Source organism: Granulicatella sp. zg-84, from assembly GCF_010892375.1.
Taxonomy (GTDB): domain Bacteria; phylum Bacillota; class Bacilli; order Lactobacillales; family Aerococcaceae; genus WM01.
The window spans coordinates 1-21058 of the sequence record NZ_WNJX01000021.1 but is presented as its reverse complement, the minus strand read 5'-3'; the positions used below and the strand labels follow the sequence as shown (position 1 = coordinate 21058).

Genomic DNA, 21058 nt, shown 5'->3' with positions numbered 1-21058 from the left:
ATGGATTACAAAACAATGAGAGATAGAATTGAAGATATGGTCAATGATAATCACAATGACTTTGTTAAGGCGGTTATCAGCATGGAAAAAGGTATCAACGATGAAAGTGCTTTAGACAAGCTCTATGAGGCTTATATGGACAATGACACCGTTAATTTACTGCACGAGGAATTTGACTATATGATTGAAGATTTAAGAGAACAGGGATAGATAAAAGATCTGCCTTATGTTCAGGAAGAACAAGATAACCTTATAAATATAGTTGGAAATGTTGTCGGCAAGGTCGATGTAGTTGAAAGAGAAAACAAGAATAGAGAAGCCTTTAAGGTGGCAAATTTCTCTGTTGTATCTAAAGATGATGAGGAAAATAAGGTATATCATAATTGATCCGCTTATGGAGAAAAGAGTGATATTCCAAAGGATTTTAAGCAGGGAGATTTTGTGAAGCTTTTTGGACAGATTAGAACTTCCATTGATGATAACGGTAAGGAACATACTAACATCAAGATACTTTCTTCAAAGCTCTTAAAGGCAAAAGAACAAATGAAAAGACAGGAAGAAAAGAAAGAATCTGTTCTTGGAGCTATCAAGAAATATCAGGCTGAAGATAATAAGGAAAAGCCTAGAGAAAAGAAAGAAGCATCAAAAGAAGCTGAGAGATAAATATATGGTCGGTGTGGTCTTAGGACTGCACCGGCTTTTTTTAATCATGAAGGATCGCTAATATAACCTTTGATGTAGAAATTAAAATTTAAATATTTGTCCCATAAATATAGAAACATGTCCCGATTTATGATATAATAATAAAGAAAATAGGAGGTATGGCAATATGAAAAAACAAAATGTTTTGAATTTAATAAAATACCATGTGGAAAGGAATGAAAATTCCTTTAGAAATGAAGCAATAGCAATAGCAAGATATTTTGATAGCATAGGAGATTATCAGTTATCCGAATATATTATGGGGTTAATATCTGAATCAAATTTATATTCACCACAAAGTAGTGATTTTGAAAGTGAGTTTTTAAAACAAGTAGAAATAAGAAATTTAGAGGCTTTAAATTTACCACTTGAAATAACAGAAGATATAAAAGGTATTATTAACGCTGTAAACCATAATCTTGGTATTAATAAATTTTTATTTGAAGGATTACCGGGAAGTGGAAAAACAGAAGCAGCTAAAAATGTTGCAAGATTATTGGATAGATCTCTTTTTAGGGTGGATTTTGAAAACTTGATAGATAGCAAGTTGGGACAGAGTAATAAAAACATAATAGAAGTATTTAGAGAAATAAATATGCTTCCAAATGCAAATAAGGTTGTGCTTTTATTTGATGAAATTGATGTTATTGCATTGAATAGAATTAATTCTAATGATATTAGAGAGATGGGAAGAGTAACATCCACAATTTTAAGAGAATTAGATAGATTGACAGACCTTAATAAAGAGATTGTACTTATTGCAACAACTAATCTATATTCAAATTTTGATAAAGCATTAATTAGGAGATTTGATGCTGTTATTAATTTCAATAGGTATAGTGATGAGGATTTAATAGAAGTTGCTGAATATTATTTTTCTTCATTTATCAAGAATTTTAAAGGAATATCCAAGGATACAAGATTATTTAAAAAAATATTGAGGATAGCAAAGAAAATACCTTATCCCGGAGAATTAAAAAACATTATAAAAACATCACTTGCATTTAGTGATGTTGGTTCTGAGTATGATTATTTGAAAAGATTGTACAATAGTTTGATAGGAAACCTGGATCAAAAGGACATAAGCCAACTTCATGAAGAAGGATTTACTGTAAGAGAAATAGAAAAGTTAAAAGGGGAGTCTAAAAGTGCTGTATCAAGAAAGCTGAAAAAGGAGGAAGTAGATAGTGAATAATGTTTTGGAATTAAAAGGGAAACGCTTTGTACAAGCACGTAGAAATGTTAATGGCGGTGGTATAGCCATGAATGGAAAAAATGATGTTAGCACACAGCATTTGTTAAGGTTAAAATCTCAGTTAAGCCAAATTAAAGAATTTTGGGATAAAGAAACAAAACCATTTGAAGGAATTTTAATTAGTGTTTATTATAATAAAATTGTTGCGAAAAGTAATCGAATTGCAGGACTTTTTAAAGGGACGACTTCTAATGATGCAATTGTTGGTGCAAAATTTAATTTAGATAAGAGTAAGCATATAATAACGTATTTTCTTGATGAGGATGATTTAACTAAAAGCATAGAGTTAATTGTAAATACTTCAAATATATTATCTCAAAAATTTGAAGGAAATATCAGCAAGAGCAAATTTGAAGACAAAAGTATTGTTAATTCAGAAGTTTTTAAAAACCTTTCTGTAAGTATGTCTACATTTAAACAGGTGATTGCAGATGTATCGTATATTGATTCTTTTGAGGTAGAGTTACCTACGATAGATGTAAAACAAAGTATTATAACTTTGTATGATGTAAGAAAAGATACAAAATTATTATTTGAAAGATTAGGGATAGATATTTTAAGTAGCAGAATTTTAGATAATCAAACTGTTTACTTAGACGAAAAGCAGATAGAACTACTTTTCGTAAAAGCACCTTATCTTGTTTCAATGGCAACCGTTGATTTGTCAAGTTTATCACCTGATGATTTTATAAATGAGTATCAAACAAAAATGGTAACTATATCATCCCCAACTATTGAACCAACAATTGGTGTGATAGATACCTTATTTGATGAAAGTGTTTATTTTAGTGATTGGGTTGAATATCATGATATGGTCTCAGAAGATATACCAAAAAATCCAAAAGATTATAATCATGGGACAGCAGTATCTTCCATTATCGTTGATGGAGCAAGATTAAATCCTTGGCTGGACGATGGCTGCGGAAGATTTAAGGTTAGGCATTTTGGAGTAGCGGTAGGTGCTGAATTTTCTTCATTTTCAATAATAAAGAAAATAAAGAGTATTGTAGTAAACAATTCAGATATAAAAGTCTGGAATATTTCACTTGGTAGTAATCAGGAAATTAATGACAACTTTATTTCTGCTGAAGCTGCAACATTAGATAAAATTCAGTTTGAAAACAATGTAATATTTGTTGTGGCAGGAACAAATAAACCAAGTGCAGATATAGTAAAAATAGGATCTCCGGCAGATTCTGTTAATAGTATAGTTGTAAATTCAGTTAGTAAGAATGGGCTGTCTACTAAATATGCTCGTAAAGGATTAGTATTATCTTTCTTTGCAAAGCCTGATGTGAGCTATTATGGTGGCAGTGAAGAAGAGTACATTAGGGTTTGTGAACCTTTAGGGGCTGCGAGTGTTGCTGGTACTTCTTATGCTGCGCCTTGGATTGCGAGAAAATTATCTTATTTAATTGATGTGTTGGGACTTAATAGAGAAGTTGCAAAAGCCATGATTATTGACGCTGCAAGAGGTTGGGATGAAAAACCGACTCCTGAGGAAGTTGCTTTATATGGGCATGGAGTTGTACCAATTCATATAAACGATATTATTCAAACAAAAGATGATGAAATAAAATTTGTGGTATCAGACGTTAGTGAAAAATGGAATACTTATAGCTACGATTTTCCAGTGCCTCTAAAGGATAACAAGTATCCATATATTGCAAAGGCTACTATGTGTTATTTTCCATTGTGTGATAGATTGCAAGGTGTGGATTATACAAATACGGAATTAAATTTACATTTTGGGAGAATAGGGGATGATAAAAAAATCAAGGATATTAAGGGGGATAAACAGAATACAGAAGACACCTCAGAGGGAGAAAGAAATTATCTTTTGGAAGGTGAAGCCAGAAAGCAGTTTAGAAAATGGGATAATGTAAAGTATATCGCAGAGAGTGCTACAAAAAGAATGATACCAAAAGACTCTTATAGAAATAAAAACTGGGGTATGGAAGTAAAGACAAATAACCGATTAGCTCCTCAAGATGGTATAGGAGTTAAGTTTGGTGTTGTTGTAACACTCAAAGAAATGAATGGAGTTAATAGAATTGATGAATTTATCAGAAGTTGTACATTAAATGGTTGGTTAGTAAATGTAATCGATGTTGTTAATAGAGTAGATATTCACCAAAAAGTTAATGAAGAAATTAAGTGGGAATAGTATTTGTTTTTTTGCACTATCGACAGTAAATGGAATGGTATGGAATATTTATAAAAATTATAGCAAGTATAAGAGGTGAAGAGATATGGAGAATCAAGATAAGATATATGAAATAGAAATTAACAGTTGTGGTATAGGAGGGAAGCTTAGGATACAGAATAGTAATAATAGAGTTTTAGCAAAAATTGGAGATGTTTTATTAGATAAACTGAATTATTACAGATGGAATAATGCTGTAAAGTTTTTTGACAAATATGATCAGAAAAAAACGAAAAGAAGTTCAATTGGCAAAGAAACACCATTGCCACCAAAATTTTTATTTGAAATATTAGGTAATGCTTTTATGGAAGAAGAGGATGAAGTGCAAGATTTGTGGGCTAATCTTCTTTCTAATTGGTAGTTTGCTGAAAATCGTACAGACATAGCAATGGTGTTTATAGAAATATTAAAAAATCTATCTAAAAATGAAATTCGTATTTTATCAGCAATTCATACCAGTTTAGATAGAAATAATCTTAGGTATAACAAAAATTCGTACGTAGATGGCAATGTTGTACGAGAACATCTTTGTTTGTCTAAAGAAGAATATGAATTGGCAATGCTTAATTTATTTAGATTATATTGTTGTGAGGGATTTCATCAAGAAACATCAGCAATGTATTTTGGCAACATACCGATTCAAGCTAATGGAGGCATTGAGAAATTTAGGATTACTGCATTGGGATATAAATTATTAGATATGATATTAGAAAAGGATTAGGGGGAGTGATGACTATGCCTGATACAATTATATATTGGTTATGGAGATTGGTAAAAGCAATACCTGAAGATATTATCAAGGGACTAATAGCATCATTTTTAATTTTACTTATAATAAAACTTGTTAACAAAGTTAAATTTTTAACTTCTAAAATTAAAAATATCATATTAAAATTGTTTAATACGAAGATAGAAATATCTACTAAAACCACTTTTATTGAATCTCCAGATTATCATTACACTACAATAAGACGAGCTGAAAATGTTAGAAGTGAAAATTCTAATGACAATGATGTTTTTTTGCTAATCATTGCAGGAGTGTTTGTAGCTTCTATAGTAGTTAGTTTTTTTAAAGAATATGTAGATTATATTTCTTTGTTTTTAAAGTGGTTTGGACTTATCCCACTGATAATATGTATATTATTTTTATTTGTTATATCTATTAGTCAAGAAGTTCAAAAAGTTACAGTTAAATTCATCGCAGTTTCAATAGTTGTTTCTGCATTGACCTTATATTATGGACTTAATCTTAGAGAAATGGCGACAACAATGAGTGCAACAATAACAGATGGAAGAAATCTTTTTGCATCGGTATATAAAATTTTTGGCGTATTTATAGGAGTAATTCAACAGTTAATATCTTATATATTATTGCTTAGAGTAATAAGTGTTTATATTGATAGAAAAAAGAAAAAACCGATACAATCAGTTCGTCGTTTCATCGCTAAAACAAAACAATTTGAATCGGTTATGTTCCTTAGCATTATAGTAATATTTTTGTCAATTTTATCATACGCATTTACATTAGAAGCTGTTCATAAATTTCTATTAAAGCAATAAGAAGATTTAAAAGCCTATCTCTCCATCTCCTTACCCATATAAATTCCATAATTTTTTCGTATCTTGTAAAGCTCGTTCATAGTAGATTTTGACGAAGAATACTCTTGCATAAGGGTATTCTTTTTTTCTTGTAATTTATCAAGTCTATCTAAAATACCCTTAGAATTTGGCAACTTGGAATATGATTTTTTAAGCTCTGAAAGGGCATTTTCATATAGTGTAATCTGAGCTTTGTATTCTTCAAAAAAAGCCTTATCAGATGGATTAGCCTTATATATTTTATAGTGTTCCCTATATTTTTTGACAATGTGAACTTGCTCCATAATTACAGAAAGCTCCTGCATTTTCTTATCAATAGCCTTGATTTTTTCTTGTATATTTTGTCTTTTGTCGGCTGCTTGTTGGATATACTCATCAAGCTGTTTAACGGATTTAATGCCATGTTCTCTGATATAGATGACAGACTCAGCCATTGTATTAAGGTTATGTTTGGTTGCCCAATATTCATAGCCTTTGCTTTCTTTTACTTTTATATTGGTGTTCATATCAATAACCTTGCCGATGTGTTTTTTGACAGCAGGAGTTTTAATAGATACTCTTTCTGCGATGCGTTCTTTTAATCTTTCTTCAGTATAATCTTCTCCGATTGTTTTAGTTCTTGTAAATCTTGGCTTATCTTTCGGCTTAAAAGCAATGTGTTTGCTATACTTAATTTCATAGTCAAGATCAGCCATCTTTTTTAGAAACTCATCTCAATCCTTAGACTGTTTTATCATTCTGTCAATGTCAAATTGAAGACTGCTTTTCCAAGAAGTACCACGCTTTGCCTGTTCGTTTTCATACCAAGACTTGCTGTTAGTCTTATATTTTTTTTATAGCTTTCGTAAAACTCGTCAATGACGGATAGGTTATTTTCTTTGCATAGCCTATCGCTTTGATAACGGATTTTATGGTAGCTTTTTTTATTAGACTGGTAGCACCTACCTGTTACCATATTTACATTATTAAGTAGGCTAAGCATCCAACGCCTTGCATTATTTCTAATGTAGGTTTTTAGATACTCGCCCCCAAACCGTACGTACACCTCTCGATGTATACGGCTTTCCATTTATTCTTCATTTGAGTTATTAATTTTTTCAAAACATTCATTACAAATTACTAGAGTTTTTCTATTAATGCTTTTCATAAAAACATGCCAAGCATATTCATCAGTTAAGTCTTTAAGCTTTTTTACTTGATACACTTTTAGATTATTAGTTTCTTTCCCGCACCATTCACACTTATTATTTTTTAATCTTAAACCTAGCGTTGGTTTCTTAAGATAGAATTTTTGCTTATGAATCACATCAGCATTATCACATTGGGGAAATTCTTTTCTAGCCAAGCTGTCTTTCCAAAGTAAACGAGTTTTGTTATTACCATTTTTATCTGTATAACTTATACCAAAATCTTTATCAGTGCGGTATCTAGTTATAATATCCGTTACCTTTGTCCTATATTTGCAAGCCAATGTTTTATACAGACTATATTCCATAATGTATCTAAACTTATGGAGCTTTGAAGAATTATTTGCGATTCTGTAGTAGTTGCAGAATCCTCTGATTTCTCCGTTATATTGGTCTAATATACTTAAGTTTGTTCTTGATATTAGCTCAGTTCTTTCTTTAGGAAACCATACTTCTTTTCCATTTAGATTTTTAATTCTTAATGCTCCAAGCTCTGCTAGCTTATTTTGTATTGTTGAAGTTGATAGCTCAAGTCTTACATGACCACCAAAGTTTCTTGCTTTTATACCTGCTTTTGTCCTCTTTGTATGATTACTTCCAGGAGTTACTCTGATATCAAAACCTAGGAACTTGGCTCTATCTGTTGATTTTGTTACTAGCGTTTTTTCATCAGATAGTTCGAGGTTTAATTCTGATTTGATAAATTGACCAATGTCTTGTTTTACCTTTTCAGCATCTGCCTTAGAACCGATAATGCCAATAATGAAATCATCAGCATATCTAACATATTGTATTCTCTTGAAGTTTTCATCCATAGGATTTAAGCAAGGTATATTGAAATATCTTTTGTTTATCTCTTCAATTTCTGATTTAATATCATCTATTTCAATTTTATTGGTTGTCTTGCTTAACTTATTTTCAAGTCTTTTTCTTCTATCATAGAGAGCTTTATATTCCTTATTTTGCTTTCTTTTATTACCTTTATCAAAGCTTTCCTTGTAATTTTGCATATACTTGTCAAACTTATCCAAGTAAATATTTGAAAGTATGGGACTTATTATTGACCCTTGTGGCATTCCACTGTAGGTGTTGTGATATTGGTTTTGTTCCATGTATCCAGCTTTAAGAAACTTTCTTATTAATCTTAGGAATCTTTCATCGTCAATACGCTTGGATAGAATGTCTATCATAATGTTATGGTCTATATTGTCAAAGAAACCTTTAATGTCTCCTTCAACGAACCATTACATCTTACGAATCTATTTTGAATTTGTCTTAAAGCGGTATGACAACTTCTATTATCTCTAAAGCCATGAGATGTGTCCTCAAAGCTTTCATCATAGATAGAATTTAATAACATTCTACATACTTCCTGTACTAATTTATCGTCAATGCTTGGTATGCCTAATGGTCTTAATTTTCCGTTTTTCTTTGGAATATATACTCTTTTTGTTGGTGTGGGTGAGTAACTTTCATCTTTTAGTGAATCAATGATTTTGTTAATTCTTTCTAAGCTCATTGCACTTATTGTTTGATTATCTACACCTTTAGTCATATTTCCTGTGTTAGCATAAATATTTTGGTATGCTTGCAAGAATAGGTCTGTATTGTAAAGGTTACGATACAATCTTTTGTAAGTGTAGTTTTCTTCTTTTGAATGTTTTCTCAAACTAATCAATACATTGTTGGGATTTCTCATAGTGCCTCTCGCACCTTCCTTTCCTCTGAATTGAATGAATAAACTGCCTTCCTTCACCATGTAAGAGTCATTATCTCTCTCGGATTACTACGAAGGCTCCGTTACCATATCAGATATTCAGGTTCTTAAAACCATAGCATTTTTTTCGCTTTCTGACTTAGGTAATCTCCATTTAGTATCGAAGTAAAAAGCAAGCGTTGATTGTCGGATATGCTTTTCGTCCTTTCATGCTTATGCAAGCGGATTGAGTGTAAAGTTTTGCCTAATGCATTCATTTTCACTACATAGGTACACTCAACATAACGTATATAGATATCTTTCGTTATGACCACCACAAATGTTCCTCGGACTGGCATTCAATCAGTTTAGATTTTATCCTCATATCAACTTTAGGTCTCGCCATTCAGCTGTGGAATGATATCTATCCAACTTATGACTTTAATAACGTGCTATTGTCCTCTTTGGATTTCTCCTCTAAGTTAGTTATTGACCCTAGATATTAAAACTACTATTCTACCATTTTGCTAAAATGGATTTACTTCGTACCTTATGGACGCACATATAATATGATTATGAATATGTCCACGATCAATGTGAGTAGTAAGAATATATTCATAGTTATCTTTTAGTAATTTATTACATAATTCTTTTCCAATTTTGTGTGCAAGTTCAGGACTAACTTCATCAGGAAGAAAAGATTGAATTAAATGTCTTGCAAGAACAGTTCTTTTGTTCCTGCATCATTTCGTGTCCTTAAAAACTGAGTGTGAGCAGTTGATTCGTGGCATTTATGAGTGCTGATTAAAAGCTGCTCGTCTGTTTTATCTCCATTTACAATGTACTCGATAGCAAGATTAAGGGTCGATTTTATTGGGTGTATTTTTGTAATAGCCATAAAAACTAATCACCTCCGGAAGTCCTGTTAAGCAGCAGTGAATGAATTTGCCATAGCTCTTTTGAGAAATGTTCAATCGCATTTTTTATATCATCGATGTCCTCTTTGTAGATTACACCGGTCGAATTTACTCGCTTGGCAATCTGATTGATGTTGTTTGTACTATTGGAAAGTAAACCTTGTAAATCTCGGAAAGGTTCTAAATCTACTTGATAAATCTCCTTTTCCAAACCACATTTGCGTATAAAATGGCTCATATTTCTGCACTTAGCAAGTTTTCTTTTCTCCTCAAAAAGAGCCTTTTCTTCTTTTGTTAGTTTAATTTCAAGTCTTTCATTTCGTATTCTATTTGCCATAAATAGTTCCTCCTTTAGATGTATTTCGGGGTCTTAGGGTTCTCCCTAACAAGCTAAAAATTGATAAAAAAAGAAGCAGTTCCCGAAGGTCTGCTTCATCAATTTTGTCCGTACACTTACTGTGCTTGCTACAAAAGAATGATTTGGATAGCAAGCATTAAGCATCAATTTAATTCTTTTAAGACAGTATAGCACAAAAATGAAAATTTAGTTAATTGATTTGAAAATTTACGAAACTTTCTGAGGTGGCTAACTTACTATTGTAATTTGTGTTTTAAACACTATTATTTCTTATGAAATAAAGTATTCTGTTTATTTATACAATATTTTGTATATTTTCAAAATGAAAAGATAATAAATATCTGTTTTTGAAAATTGTTTTTATACAAAAATGCATAAACATTTTATAAAACTATATTTCGATAACTTTTCTACCAAACTATTTTGCAACTAAATCAGTATATTTATTCGCAACATATCTTTTTAAATGAAAGATATGGGTATACTATTCATTGTATCCATAAGAATACTCGTTATGTTTTCTTTTTTCTGTATAGAAACTGAATTTTACTTCTACAACAATACTGGTGCATATTTTGTTTCTTTTTTTCAAATATAGGGATATTTAAATAGAAACATAAATCCAATAATTTTTTATCAGATAACGTGCGTGTGTTTAAAGAAAACTTTTCTAATATTTGAGGACACCAACTTAAAATGTTAGCTAAACAAAGCTTATTAATGTATCGTTTTTGAATGAGAATGTACTAAATAATAAAACCGTGCCTTTATAAAAACAGTAACTCTAAACATAAAAATAGATAAATTTAATTGTCTTTTGTTATTACATTGATGTCGTGATGAAACAGGATTTTTATAGTATCCGTTTATTTTCGTTTTTTATTCTTTTATCTTATTTTTACTTTGAGATAATAGTAAAAAAACAATAGGAGGACTAACTATGAAATACGGGTATATTCGTGTGTCGACAAAGGAACAAAACATTGATCGTCAGTTAACAGCTATGTACAAAGAAGGGATTGCAAAAAAACAGATTTATATTGATAAAATGTCAGGGAGAGATTTCAATCGAGTAGCTTACAAACGTATGATAAAACGTGTAAAAAAAGGAGATGAAATTGTGATTAAATCGATTGATCGTTTAGGAAGAAATTATGATGAGATTCTTGAACAGTGGCGCTATTTAGTGAGAGAAAAAGAGGTAGATATTCGGGTTATTGACTTAGAATTATTAAATACGAAATCATCTTTTGATAATAATATAACAGGTCGATTCATTTCTGATTTAGTACTACAAATATTATCTTATATTGCTCAAGTAGAACGTGAAAATATGCTTCAAAGGCAAAAAGAGGGAATTATAGAAGCAAAGAAAAAAGGTGTTCAATTTGGGCGACCAAAAAAAGAGTTGCCAGCTAATTTTGAAGATGTTTATCAACAGTGGAATTTAAATAAATTAAATACTCGAGAGGCAGCTCAACTTTTAGGAGTGGCTAAAACAACGTGTTATAACTGGTTAATACTTAGAAAAAATCAAAAAAGTTGTACAAAATACTAGGACTTTTGGAACGCACTAAACAAACCAATTTCAAAATGATAAATTGGTTGTTTTTTGATGCATAATGGCTCTAAAAGTCCTATATTCATTGGAAAAATCACAATCTTAATTCAAGCTTCTTTTATTTTAACATATTTGTACATAAAGTCCTGATATTTGGACAAGTATAAAATATCCGAAAATAAAAGGTGAAAGAAAGGAGAATGAGAGTAGTGATTCATCTGTCATTTTTATTGTTTCATATCACAATCAAGAAAAGCTGTCAATAATGTGGATAGGGATATTTAAATAACTACCCGTATTCATGAATGATTAAGATAAGAAAGGAAAATACAATGTTTTTCAAACGACAACAAAGATATTCGATTCGTAAGTATAAAGTGGGTGTCTTTTCGGTGTTTTTGGGTTCATTTATTTTAAGTGTTCCACTTGCTTTTTCAAATAGTCAAGCAAATGCTTTTGAACCTTCAAAAACTGAACATGGAAATGCTCCATCTGTTGTAGATGACAATGAAATATTAAATAAAGTAGTATTATCAGAGGAAAAGGAGATTATCCAAGATCCAGAACAGATTGCTGTAGCTGATATTACCAATTTAAGTGCTAATGATAAAGAGCGTGTTTTAAAACGTGTTTTAAAAGCGAATCCGCAACTGAGAGCGGAGATGGTAACAGTAGGTAGTGATGGTACAGTATCTGTAACGTATAAAGATAAAGTTTATGTTATTGACAAAACTGTAACGGTTCGTTTAGCAGAAAAGTTACCTGAGGGTGCGAGTTTTCGAGACGGTGGGTTTATCATAAATCCTAATGGTGAACCTTCAAATTCCGAATATGAATGGACTCGTGGAGAAGGTAATGTCGCACATAATTCTGTTGACACAAAATTTGAATTATTAAAAGGCGGTAGAGAAATTAAAGTTACTGTACAATTTAATCCACATGAAGATGCATGGGCGAATCCTTTATATTATCTGACTATTCCTGAAAAAGTAGAACGCATTATAGGAATTGATACACTGACTTCAGAACCTCTAACAGGAGGTCGATATAAAGAGACAGCACAAGGTTATGCTGGAGATAACCCTGTTTCAGAGTGGATATCAGAGAATAGGACTGGTAGCGATTTCAGAAGTTATTCGAGCAAAAATGGTGGTCAAGGATATTATAAAGATAATTTGGATCGTCGTTGGTATGATTTAATTGGATGGCAGATGGGCAAGTATACATCTGATGCAGAACGTAGAATGGGGGAAGATATTAAAAAAGAGACTGCTGGTATTTTGGTGTTTAGAGGAGGAGTAGGAAAATTTAAACATGTTTTTGAATATAGAGCTATATTAAAAGAACCTATTAGAGATATCTCAGAACTACCAATGATGATTGGTTTTAAGAGTTATCAAAATTCTCAAAACTTTGCACGTGCCTATATGCGTATTCCTGTTCCACTTGAAGTAAATGGACAATCAGGAACAGTTTGGTCAGATGAACCTCTTACAAAACCGATAGTAATTGGGCATACAGAAGGGTATCCAACGTCAGCAAGATTGATAACAAATAGCCAAGATACGATTGATGAAGTTACAAATCCAGCTTTAGGAGATACAATAAATACAAAATTAAAAGAAAAAGATGTTGTTTTAGATGCTGGTAGTGTTATTTTGGGAAGAGATAATACACATACTTCTGGTTATACTGTGCGTGTTCGTGTAGATAAGAATGGAAAAACTCCAGCAGTTAGTTCACCTATAAGAATTAGTGCTGTACATGCAACGGATACAACCATTACGAAACAATCTGGTCAACCTACTGCAGAAAATGATATTTATGGAGCTGTTCAAGCTACTTATCAAAGAGGTGGAAGTGATGTTGATTGGAGTAAAGTAACCAAAGAGATTATTGAAGTGAGAACACCGACAGGAGAACTTGTTGATAAAAATAATCTGTCAGAGTTACCTGAGGCACAAAATAATAAAGTTAAAGTACGTTTGACATTGCCGTCTGGTCATCAAAAAGTAGTCACTGTAACAGTGAACTATCCACAAAAAGTGACTGCAACAGAATTTAGCAACTATTATGTATGGGCAGATACAGTAACAAACAATGACTTCACAACAGGGAATATTCAAGGTGTAGATGGTACTGTTATAACGGAAGCGCATTTGACAAATGGCGGCGGTGATGTAAGCAGAGTACAAACGTATGCTCAAGGAGATACAGTAACATCTGTCTTTTCACAGGATAATCGTCAAGTAACGTTCAAAAAAGGGAGTCTTGTTAGAGGTGTGGAAAGTACACAAGGAATGTCACAGTATACACTTCGTGCTGTAGCTGGAACGAGAGATTCAAATAGAGCAGCAATTTCAGATCGTTTCAAAATTGCGGCTTTAGTAGTGACAAATCCGACAACACCTATTGATAAAACAGAAGGTGAGCAAGTTACAGCTGAAGAGATTAAGAATAAAGTGTTTGAAACATATAAAGGGAAGTTAATGGAAGTAGACGGAAAGGTTGCTTTTGATGTTAAACAAGAAAGCATTAAAGCTGTCATTGTAAATTCAGATGATGTGGATACTGCGATGGAAACGACTGCTTTACCAACTTCTGGTAAAAATAATAAAGTGTATGTGAAACTTACAACACCAAGTGGTCAGGATAAGATTGTAACAGTAATCGTTAATTATCCAGAGCCAGTAGATACAGATGGAGATGGTTTCCCAGACGTTGAAGAAAAAGAAAAAGGAAGCAATCCAAACGATGCGACTTCTACACCAAACACAGTAGATACAGATGGAGATGGTTTCCCAGACGTTGAAGAAAAAGAAAAAGGAAGCAATCCAAACGATGCGACTTCTACACCAAACACAGTAGATACAGATGGAGATGGTTTCCCAGACGTTGAAGAAAAAGAAAAAGGAAGCAATCCAAACGATGCGACTTCTACACCAAACAGCAAGCCACATAAAGGACATCATGAAATAGGCGTAGGATTGGTGACACCAGATAAACCAGTTCTAAATCTTGATGAAGATTCTGATCATGATGGTTTCACAAACCGTGAGGAGTTAGAGAATGGTACAGATCCGTTTGATAAAGATAGTCATCCAAAACGTTATAAACAAAGTGGTAATATAGGTGTTGGTTCAAAAGATAAATCGGAAAATGTTAATGTTCCAAATGAACTGGAAGATACAGTATCTAAATCTGAAAACCAATTACCACACACAGGAGAAGCGACAAATCATCTGGGATTATTTGTTGGATTTATAACACTTGGATTATCTGGTTTATTAAGTAAATATAAAAAAGATGAAGAATAGCATGGATAGTATGAAAGAGCCTGGAACAAGTATACTTTATCATAGTAGAGTATTTACTTGTAAAAGATGTGGTAAAGAAATTAAAACCATTGAAGGAACGTTAGATAGACGCACAGTATTTTGTAGTTCGGTATGTCGCAGACGTTATTGGAGACATTCCCAGAGGGTTAAAACACAACAGTAATTAGATATTGTCATGTGGTCTAGGCACATGAGGAGAGAAGATTGCGATCTTCTCTCTTTTTAAAATAATCGTTTTGTTTAAATTAGGATGAAGACAACCATAATATAGACATCTGTTTATTGAATACTGTATAAAGTAAATTGTGATGGAGTACCTAAGCAGAAAACAGGAGAGAAGATTAAGTATGAAAAATAGAAAGAAACAATATAATTGGTATACTTTGAAACAGCAATTTTCTATTCGAAAATTGTGTATAGGAACGGTTAGTTTTGCTATAGGAATAATGTTCTGTTTTGGAATAAGTGAGGCAAAAGCTAAGGAAATTCAATATACTTCCAAACAGCAGATGAACAGTGTGGTAAATGAATCGTCTGTATCCGTCTTAGACAAAATAAAAGAAGATATGTCTACTCTTACGGATAAGGATGATTCAGAAAGTACGGTAGAAAAATCAACAGTAGGGGAAAAGAGTATATCTAGTGATGAAACAGAAGATATTAATAAATTAGACAAAATAAGTAAAGAAACTACTTTGATTGTCTTGAAAGCAAAGGCAGATGAAAAGGAAGAATTTTCTATTTCTGGGGAGAAAGATAAAATTCAATTAGTTGAAGAAAAAATAGACAATTCAAAAAATATCTCGGTAACGAGTGACCGTACAGTTAATACAGGATTTAGAAGTTCTAATATTCTTGATGCAAAAAAAGAAGCATTGACAAATGAATATGCTTTAAATATTTCTCGAGGAGTTATTACGTTGGAGGGGGAAATTGTTGATCGTACTTTATATCAACAACCACCATTAGATCCAGATATGGACGATGATAAAGATGGTTTAATCAATAAAGAAGAAATTTATATCTATACTCTGAACGATAAGAAGTACTATGGATACAATAGTCACCCAAAATTAGCAGATACAGACGGTGATGGTTGGCTAGATGGAGATGAAGTAAATAATAAGCACACGAATCCACGAAAATGGGAGACGATCTCTCCTAGAGAAACAGTGTTATTTATGGAATTGGTGTATCGAGATGATGATTATATCAAAAAAGTATTAGATCCAACTCTTTACTCAGTAGACCGTTATAAGGATCGATTAGAATATGATATCATGCATAAGGAACTTGCACCATTTTGGTATGTGAAAGAAACGTATCATGAGTCAAATGGATTTGATGCAGTGCTTTTTGAAACGAGATTTGATGCAAAAAAATACGGTTCTGTTCCAGATTCGTATATTGATAATTCGCATATTCAGGTACTTGCAATTAGAGGAACAGCAGGTTTTAAAGATGTCCAAAATGATGCGAGTATTCTGTTTAAAACAAATCCTAGTCAAGCAGATTCTGTTGTTAAACTGTTAGAAAGATTAAACCGTGAGAAAAAAGTGAATAATCTTTATATTACTGGTCATTCTTTAGGAGGTTATCTAACACAACGTGCTATGATTGAAGCATACGATAGAAAATATTCATGGATTAGAAAAGGATATACCTTTAATGCGCCGAAAATTGCAGGAAATCTATTTAATCGATATTTAAATCAGTTAGCAGAAAAAGGAGATAAGCTGGCAAAAGACGGAGTGGTCACGCATTATAAGGTGTCTAATGACGGCGTTATTTCTTTAGTTGGCAATTTTAAACATGCTATTAATGTTGGTAAAACCCAAGAAGGACATGGGTCAAGAAGTTATTTTGAAGAGCGAATTTCTAAAGAATTTAGTGGTTTTGTGAATGGGAATAAAGGTAGTTTGTCGGGAACGGGGTATCAAGATGAGTGGTTATATCATTTGAAATTCACCACAAAAGATGATGATTCAGTACGGTATCGTCCAATGGTGAAAGATGAAAGGATTGTGTTACCAGTAAATGCTTTAATGCCATTTAGTTTGCCAAATTCAGAGAATATGTTGAAGAATAGGGATGAGTTACCTAAGTCCGAGACATATTTATATTGGGATTTACAACATTTGCCAGATACGAGGACAGTAGGTAAGAAAATAGTAACATTGATTGTGGAATATCCAGACCGTTCAAAAGCATTCATTGAGGTAGCTGTGATGATTGTGGATTCTACGAATCCAACAGATGTAAGTCATCCAAACGATGCGACTTCTACACCAAACACAGTAGATACAGATGGAGATGGTTTCCCAGACGTTGAAGAAAAAGAAAAAGGAAGCAATCCAAACGATGCGACTTCTACACCAAACACAGTAGATACAGATGGAGATGGTTTCCCAGACGTTGAAGAAAAAGAAAAAGGAAGCAATCCAAACGATGCGACTTCTACACCAAACACAGTAGATACAGATGGAGATGGTTTCCCAGACGTTGAAGAAAAAGAAAAAGGAAGCAATCCTGTAAATCCGAATGCAATAGAGAGGAATGAAGGTACTTCATTGGAGATAAAAGAGAATGTTGAAAATGAACATGATCAAATTCAGCCAGAAACACAAAGAGACTCAATTGGAGAAAATAAACTAAGTGATAATGAAGGTCATGAAGATTTAATAAATAATGTGACATACATAGATGAAAATGTTTCTGAAATAGATAAAAATGATACGTTAAGTAAAGAGATTAAAATGGAAGAAACAAATATATTAGAGTTAAATGAGTGTACAAAAGATTTCGAAAAACTAGATATAACTTCTATTTTAGATATAAATAGTATAAGGTCAGAAAATATTAGTTTAGGGAATAGTGAGGTAGATACAAATTTAGACATTAAATCAGTCAATACAAAGAGAGAGTATTTGTCATATATCGGCAATGGATTGTTTAATAATAAAGTTTTAAAAAATGATAAGTACTTACCGCATACGGGGACTATATTTTCGTCTATTTCAATCATGGGTGTTGTATTATTTGTTATGGGTATAACAATTAGTATATATTCTAAAAAAACAGAAGATTAAAAATAGAATAGTAGTCGAAAATATTATGTTAGGTAAGACGCACATAGTGACTGTATCGTTATTTATGAAAAATGAAAACAAAGTATTTAGCTACCACTAGATTAGAAGTATATTTTTTATGGCTGTATAATTTTTAGGGTTGATGGCATAAGCCACCAACCCTAATTTCATGTAGACAAAAAGGCAATTTTCTCTTAAATTAAAGCCTTTTTATAACACTATTTTGCTTTTGCACTTTATTTTACAACTCGGCAAAAGAAAAAATTAAAGAAGTTGTACAAAATACTAGGACTTTTGGAATTACCAATATTCATGAAAAACAGCAAATAATTAATTATCTATTCTATAAAAACGTATCCAAAAATCCTTATTTCTTAAGAATTATTAAAATCGCAATTATGCTTTCCTAAGTATACCTCACTTGTTCCAAAAATCCTAATTTTTTGAACGGATTTAAAATTAAAATGTGCTAAATGTTAAAAAAAGGAGAAAAATAAATGTTTTATAAGCAAAAAGATCGATTTTCTATTCGGAAATTTAAGGTAGGTGTAGGATCTGTATTTTTAGGTTCTTTTTTGATAATGCCACCGCAAGTATTGGCGAATACACTTGATACTGTTAAATCTGCCCTTGTAACAGAAGTAGTATCAGAGACGAGCGCTGGCTCATTTAAAAAAGAAGTCGTAGAGATGTCTTCAGATGTAAAATTATATGACAGTCAAACTTCAGAAATAAAACCAGTAGTTTCTGAAAAAGTAGAAAAAGAAAAAACAATAACCTTAGAAGACTTTAAAAGAATGACACCAAAAGAAATCAAGGCATGTACTATTGAAGACTTTGAACAATTAAACCTTACAGATGAAATAGTAGCAAGTCTATCACTTGAACAACAAAAATCCTTGAGTTTGTCTAAAAACTTTCAAGACTACAACAGAAAGAACCTATCACTTATTGAAAGAACAAACTTTCGTAATGGAGGACCTATATCTGGATTAATAGGAGGCTATGGATGGAATAGTAAAGAAGGAAATGATGGTAATATAGCGATTAATGCTGCTAAGTTTGAAGTTCTTTCGTTTAATCCTAGTAGCCATACAATTAATGTAAGAGTAGTATTTAATTCACATCATGATAGATGGAAAGAACCATTCTATTACGTGTCAATTCCGAAAGAAGTTACCCGTATTACAAGTATTAATTTCGGTACTGAAAGTAATTTTACTGGATGGGTAGATGGAAATATAATTGGAGATTGGGTAAGAGGAGCAAGAGTTGGTGATGAAAAAGGAGGCACTAGAACTTATACACCTAGAATTGGTAATTCTATAGGTGGTCGAATAGATAGCTTTGATGAGCGTTGGCGAGATGTAATTGGATGGCATGTAAATGATGGAAATCTAAAAGGTGATGTAAAAGATATGTACGATTCTATCAGAGCTAGAACAGGAGCAATTTTTTCATTTGAAGTAGCAGAAGGTAATAAGGAGTACTATCTTTACTATACAGCTACAGTGGACAATAGCGTAAGAAGTATAGACGATCTTGCTTTTGTAGCTGGGATGAAGTCTAAGCAACCAGTATCAAACAATTATGCTCGTGCATGGTTTAAACCTGTTGTAAGAACAACAAATCCACAACCAGATTCATCAAATTCAGCACCAACAGAAAGAACCACTACGGGAACTCCAAAAGATGTAATCATGTGGAAAGATACACCAACAGACAAAGATATTGTAATCACAACACCAACAGGTAATGTCCCTAAAATTTATATAGCTGAAAATGATATTGGTACTAAAAATCATGAACAAGCATTTTACAGTGGAAATACTCGCCTTATTGAAGAGTTGAATAGCGCTAAAGAGTTTGTTTTAAAAGAAGGAAGTGTTTTAACTTCAAGTTCAAAAAATACATTTGATAATTACACTAAAGTTATTAAAATAACTAATGGGAGAATTGAAAGTGGTACAGGACTAGATGTTAGTAAACCATTTAGACTAAGAACTGTTTATGCACCAGAGAATATAACTTTAAATATTGGTAAAGAATCTACTAACAAAGTTGAATTTGAGGAAATGATTTTGGGATATATTAAAGCTCCTACTGATAAATTCGATAAAACAAATGATATTAGCTTTACAGTAGAAGAAATACGAAATTCTCAAGGTGAGTCAGTTGAAACTATTAGTAAAATAAAAGGAAAAGGCAATACTATTAGAATTTTAGCTACAATAAATAATGAGAGTGATGATTTTAACTCTGGTGTATCTAAAACTATAACTGTAACTTTAAATCTATTAGATAAGGAAGCAGCAGTAAGTGCTTTAGCACAACAACAAGAAAAAGCAAATAGAACAATTGATGATAATAACAATCTATCACAAGAAGAAAAAACAAAAGCAAAAGGAAAAATAACAAAAGCAATAGAAGTAGCATCAAGAGTGATTGGAAATGCAACAGATGATAATGCAATAAACAATGCAAAAAATAGTGGACTAGAAGCTATTGAATTAGAAAAAACAAGAGCAGAAGCTATAGGTGCAATAAATACAGCCAAAGACGCAAGAGACACACAACTTGATGCCAACAATGACCTAACACCGGCAGAAAGACAAGCAGCAAAACAAAAAGCACAAGAAGCAGCTGACGCAGCAAAAGGCGAAATCGATAAAGCAACAAACACAGCAGCCATCGAAAGTGCAAAAGAAGCAGGGGAAACAGCCATTTCCTCTTCACCAGTCGTATCAGCCAAAGCAGACGCTAAAAAAGCCATCGATGAGGCAAAAGCCGAGAAAGCAAGAGACATCGACAACTCTAGTCTAAAAGACAAAGAAGCAGCTAAAGCTGAACTAGAAAAAGCAGCAGAAGCAGCGAAGGCAGCCATCGATCAAGCAGACGAAGCAGGACTTGAAAAAGCCAAAGCAGACGGCGTAGCGTCACTAGACTTACCGAAAGCCAAAGCAGAAGCCAAAGAAGCCATCGATACAGCCAAAGACGCAAGAGACACACAACTTGATGCCAACAATGACCTAACACCGGCAGAAAGACAAGCAGCAAAACAAAAAGCACAAGAAGCAGCTGACGCAGCAAAAGGCGAAATCGATAAAGCAACAAACACAGCAGCCATCGAAAGTGCAAAAGAAGCAGGGG

Annotated in this window: 12 protein-coding genes and 4 pseudogenes; 10 read left to right on the top strand and 6 right to left on the bottom strand. The window is 32.4% G+C overall.

From position 1 onward, the window contains the following. The 6 genes and pseudogenes from GMA06_RS05885 to GMA06_RS05860 all read left to right on the top strand — a co-directional run bounded on the left by GMA06_RS05885 (position 1) and on the right by GMA06_RS05860 (position 5723). Positions 1–663, top strand: a pseudogene (locus GMA06_RS05885) (DNA-binding protein). A 166-nt stretch (positions 664–829) separates the two neighbouring features. Then, positions 830–1897, top strand: coding sequence for an ATP-binding protein (locus GMA06_RS05880; RefSeq protein WP_163562012.1), 1068 nt, complete (start codon positions 830–832; stop codon positions 1895–1897). Next, complete coding sequence (locus GMA06_RS05875) at positions 1890–4124, top strand: S8 family peptidase (RefSeq protein WP_163562011.1); 2235 nt, start codon at positions 1890–1892, stop codon at positions 4122–4124. Before GMA06_RS05880 ends, GMA06_RS05875 begins: the two co-directional genes overlap by 8 nt. A gap of 85 nt (positions 4125–4209) precedes the next feature. Beyond that, positions 4210–4524, top strand: coding sequence for a hypothetical protein (locus GMA06_RS05870; RefSeq protein WP_163546615.1), 315 nt, complete (start codon positions 4210–4212; stop codon positions 4522–4524). A 27-nt stretch (positions 4525–4551) separates the two neighbouring features. Then, a complete protein-coding gene (locus GMA06_RS05865) occupies positions 4552–4884 on the top strand; it encodes a hypothetical protein (RefSeq protein ID WP_163546614.1) in 333 nt (110 codons plus the stop codon). An 8-nt stretch (positions 4885–4892) separates the two neighbouring features. Then, complete coding sequence (locus GMA06_RS05860) at positions 4893–5723, top strand: hypothetical protein (protein WP_240328848.1); 831 nt, start codon at positions 4893–4895, stop codon at positions 5721–5723. 14 nt (positions 5724–5737) lie between these two features. On the opposite strand, the pseudogene GMA06_RS05855 reads toward GMA06_RS05860, so the two are convergent. The 6 genes and pseudogenes from GMA06_RS05855 to mobC form a co-directional block, all read right to left on the bottom strand. Further along, positions 5738–6729: pseudogene (locus tag GMA06_RS05855) on the bottom strand (relaxase/mobilization nuclease domain-containing protein); the annotation flags it as partial. A gap of 102 nt (positions 6730–6831) precedes the next feature. Further along, on the bottom strand, positions 6832–8025 hold the full coding sequence (locus GMA06_RS08510; protein WP_240328849.1) for a reverse transcriptase/maturase family protein: 1194 nt from the start codon (positions 8023–8025) through the stop codon (positions 6832–6834). Between the two features lie 18 nt (positions 8026–8043). Continuing rightward, positions 8044–8139, bottom strand: a pseudogene (locus GMA06_RS08590) (hypothetical protein); the annotation flags it as partial. A gap of 11 nt (positions 8140–8150) precedes the next feature. Further along, on the bottom strand, positions 8151–8708 hold the full coding sequence (locus GMA06_RS08585) for a reverse transcriptase domain-containing protein (RefSeq protein WP_275896932.1): 558 nt from the start codon (positions 8706–8708) through the stop codon (positions 8151–8153). Positions 8709–9208: 500 nt separating this feature from the next. Further along, positions 9209–9543: pseudogene (locus GMA06_RS05845) on the bottom strand (relaxase/mobilization nuclease domain-containing protein); the annotation flags it as partial. A 5-nt stretch (positions 9544–9548) separates the two neighbouring features. Continuing rightward, a complete protein-coding gene (gene mobC, locus GMA06_RS05840; protein WP_163562010.1) occupies positions 9549–9899 on the bottom strand; it encodes a plasmid mobilization relaxosome protein MobC in 351 nt (116 codons plus the stop codon). Positions 9900–10860: 961 nt separating this feature from the next. Between mobC and GMA06_RS05835 the strand changes: the two genes are divergently transcribed. From GMA06_RS05835 to GMA06_RS05820, 4 genes are all read left to right on the top strand, one after another. Further along, positions 10861–11478 carry a recombinase family protein gene (locus GMA06_RS05835; RefSeq protein ID WP_163562009.1) on the top strand — a complete coding sequence of 206 codons (618 nt, stop codon included), beginning with the start codon at positions 10861–10863 and terminating at the stop codon, positions 11476–11478. Positions 11479–11786: 308 nt separating this feature from the next. Further along, positions 11787–14798, top strand: a complete 3012-nt coding sequence (locus GMA06_RS05830) for a YSIRK-type signal peptide-containing protein (protein ID WP_163562013.1) — start codon at positions 11787–11789, stop codon at positions 14796–14798. 368 nt (positions 14799–15166) lie between these two features. Further along, positions 15167–17908: a Rib/alpha-like domain-containing protein gene (locus GMA06_RS05825; RefSeq protein ID WP_163562008.1), complete on the top strand. Its 2742-nt coding sequence runs from the start codon at positions 15167–15169 to the stop codon at positions 17906–17908. A gap of 497 nt (positions 17909–18405) precedes the next feature. After that, on the top strand, positions 18406–21058 hold a 2653-nt coding region (locus GMA06_RS05820; RefSeq protein ID WP_163562007.1), incomplete at its 3' end, for a DUF1542 domain-containing protein.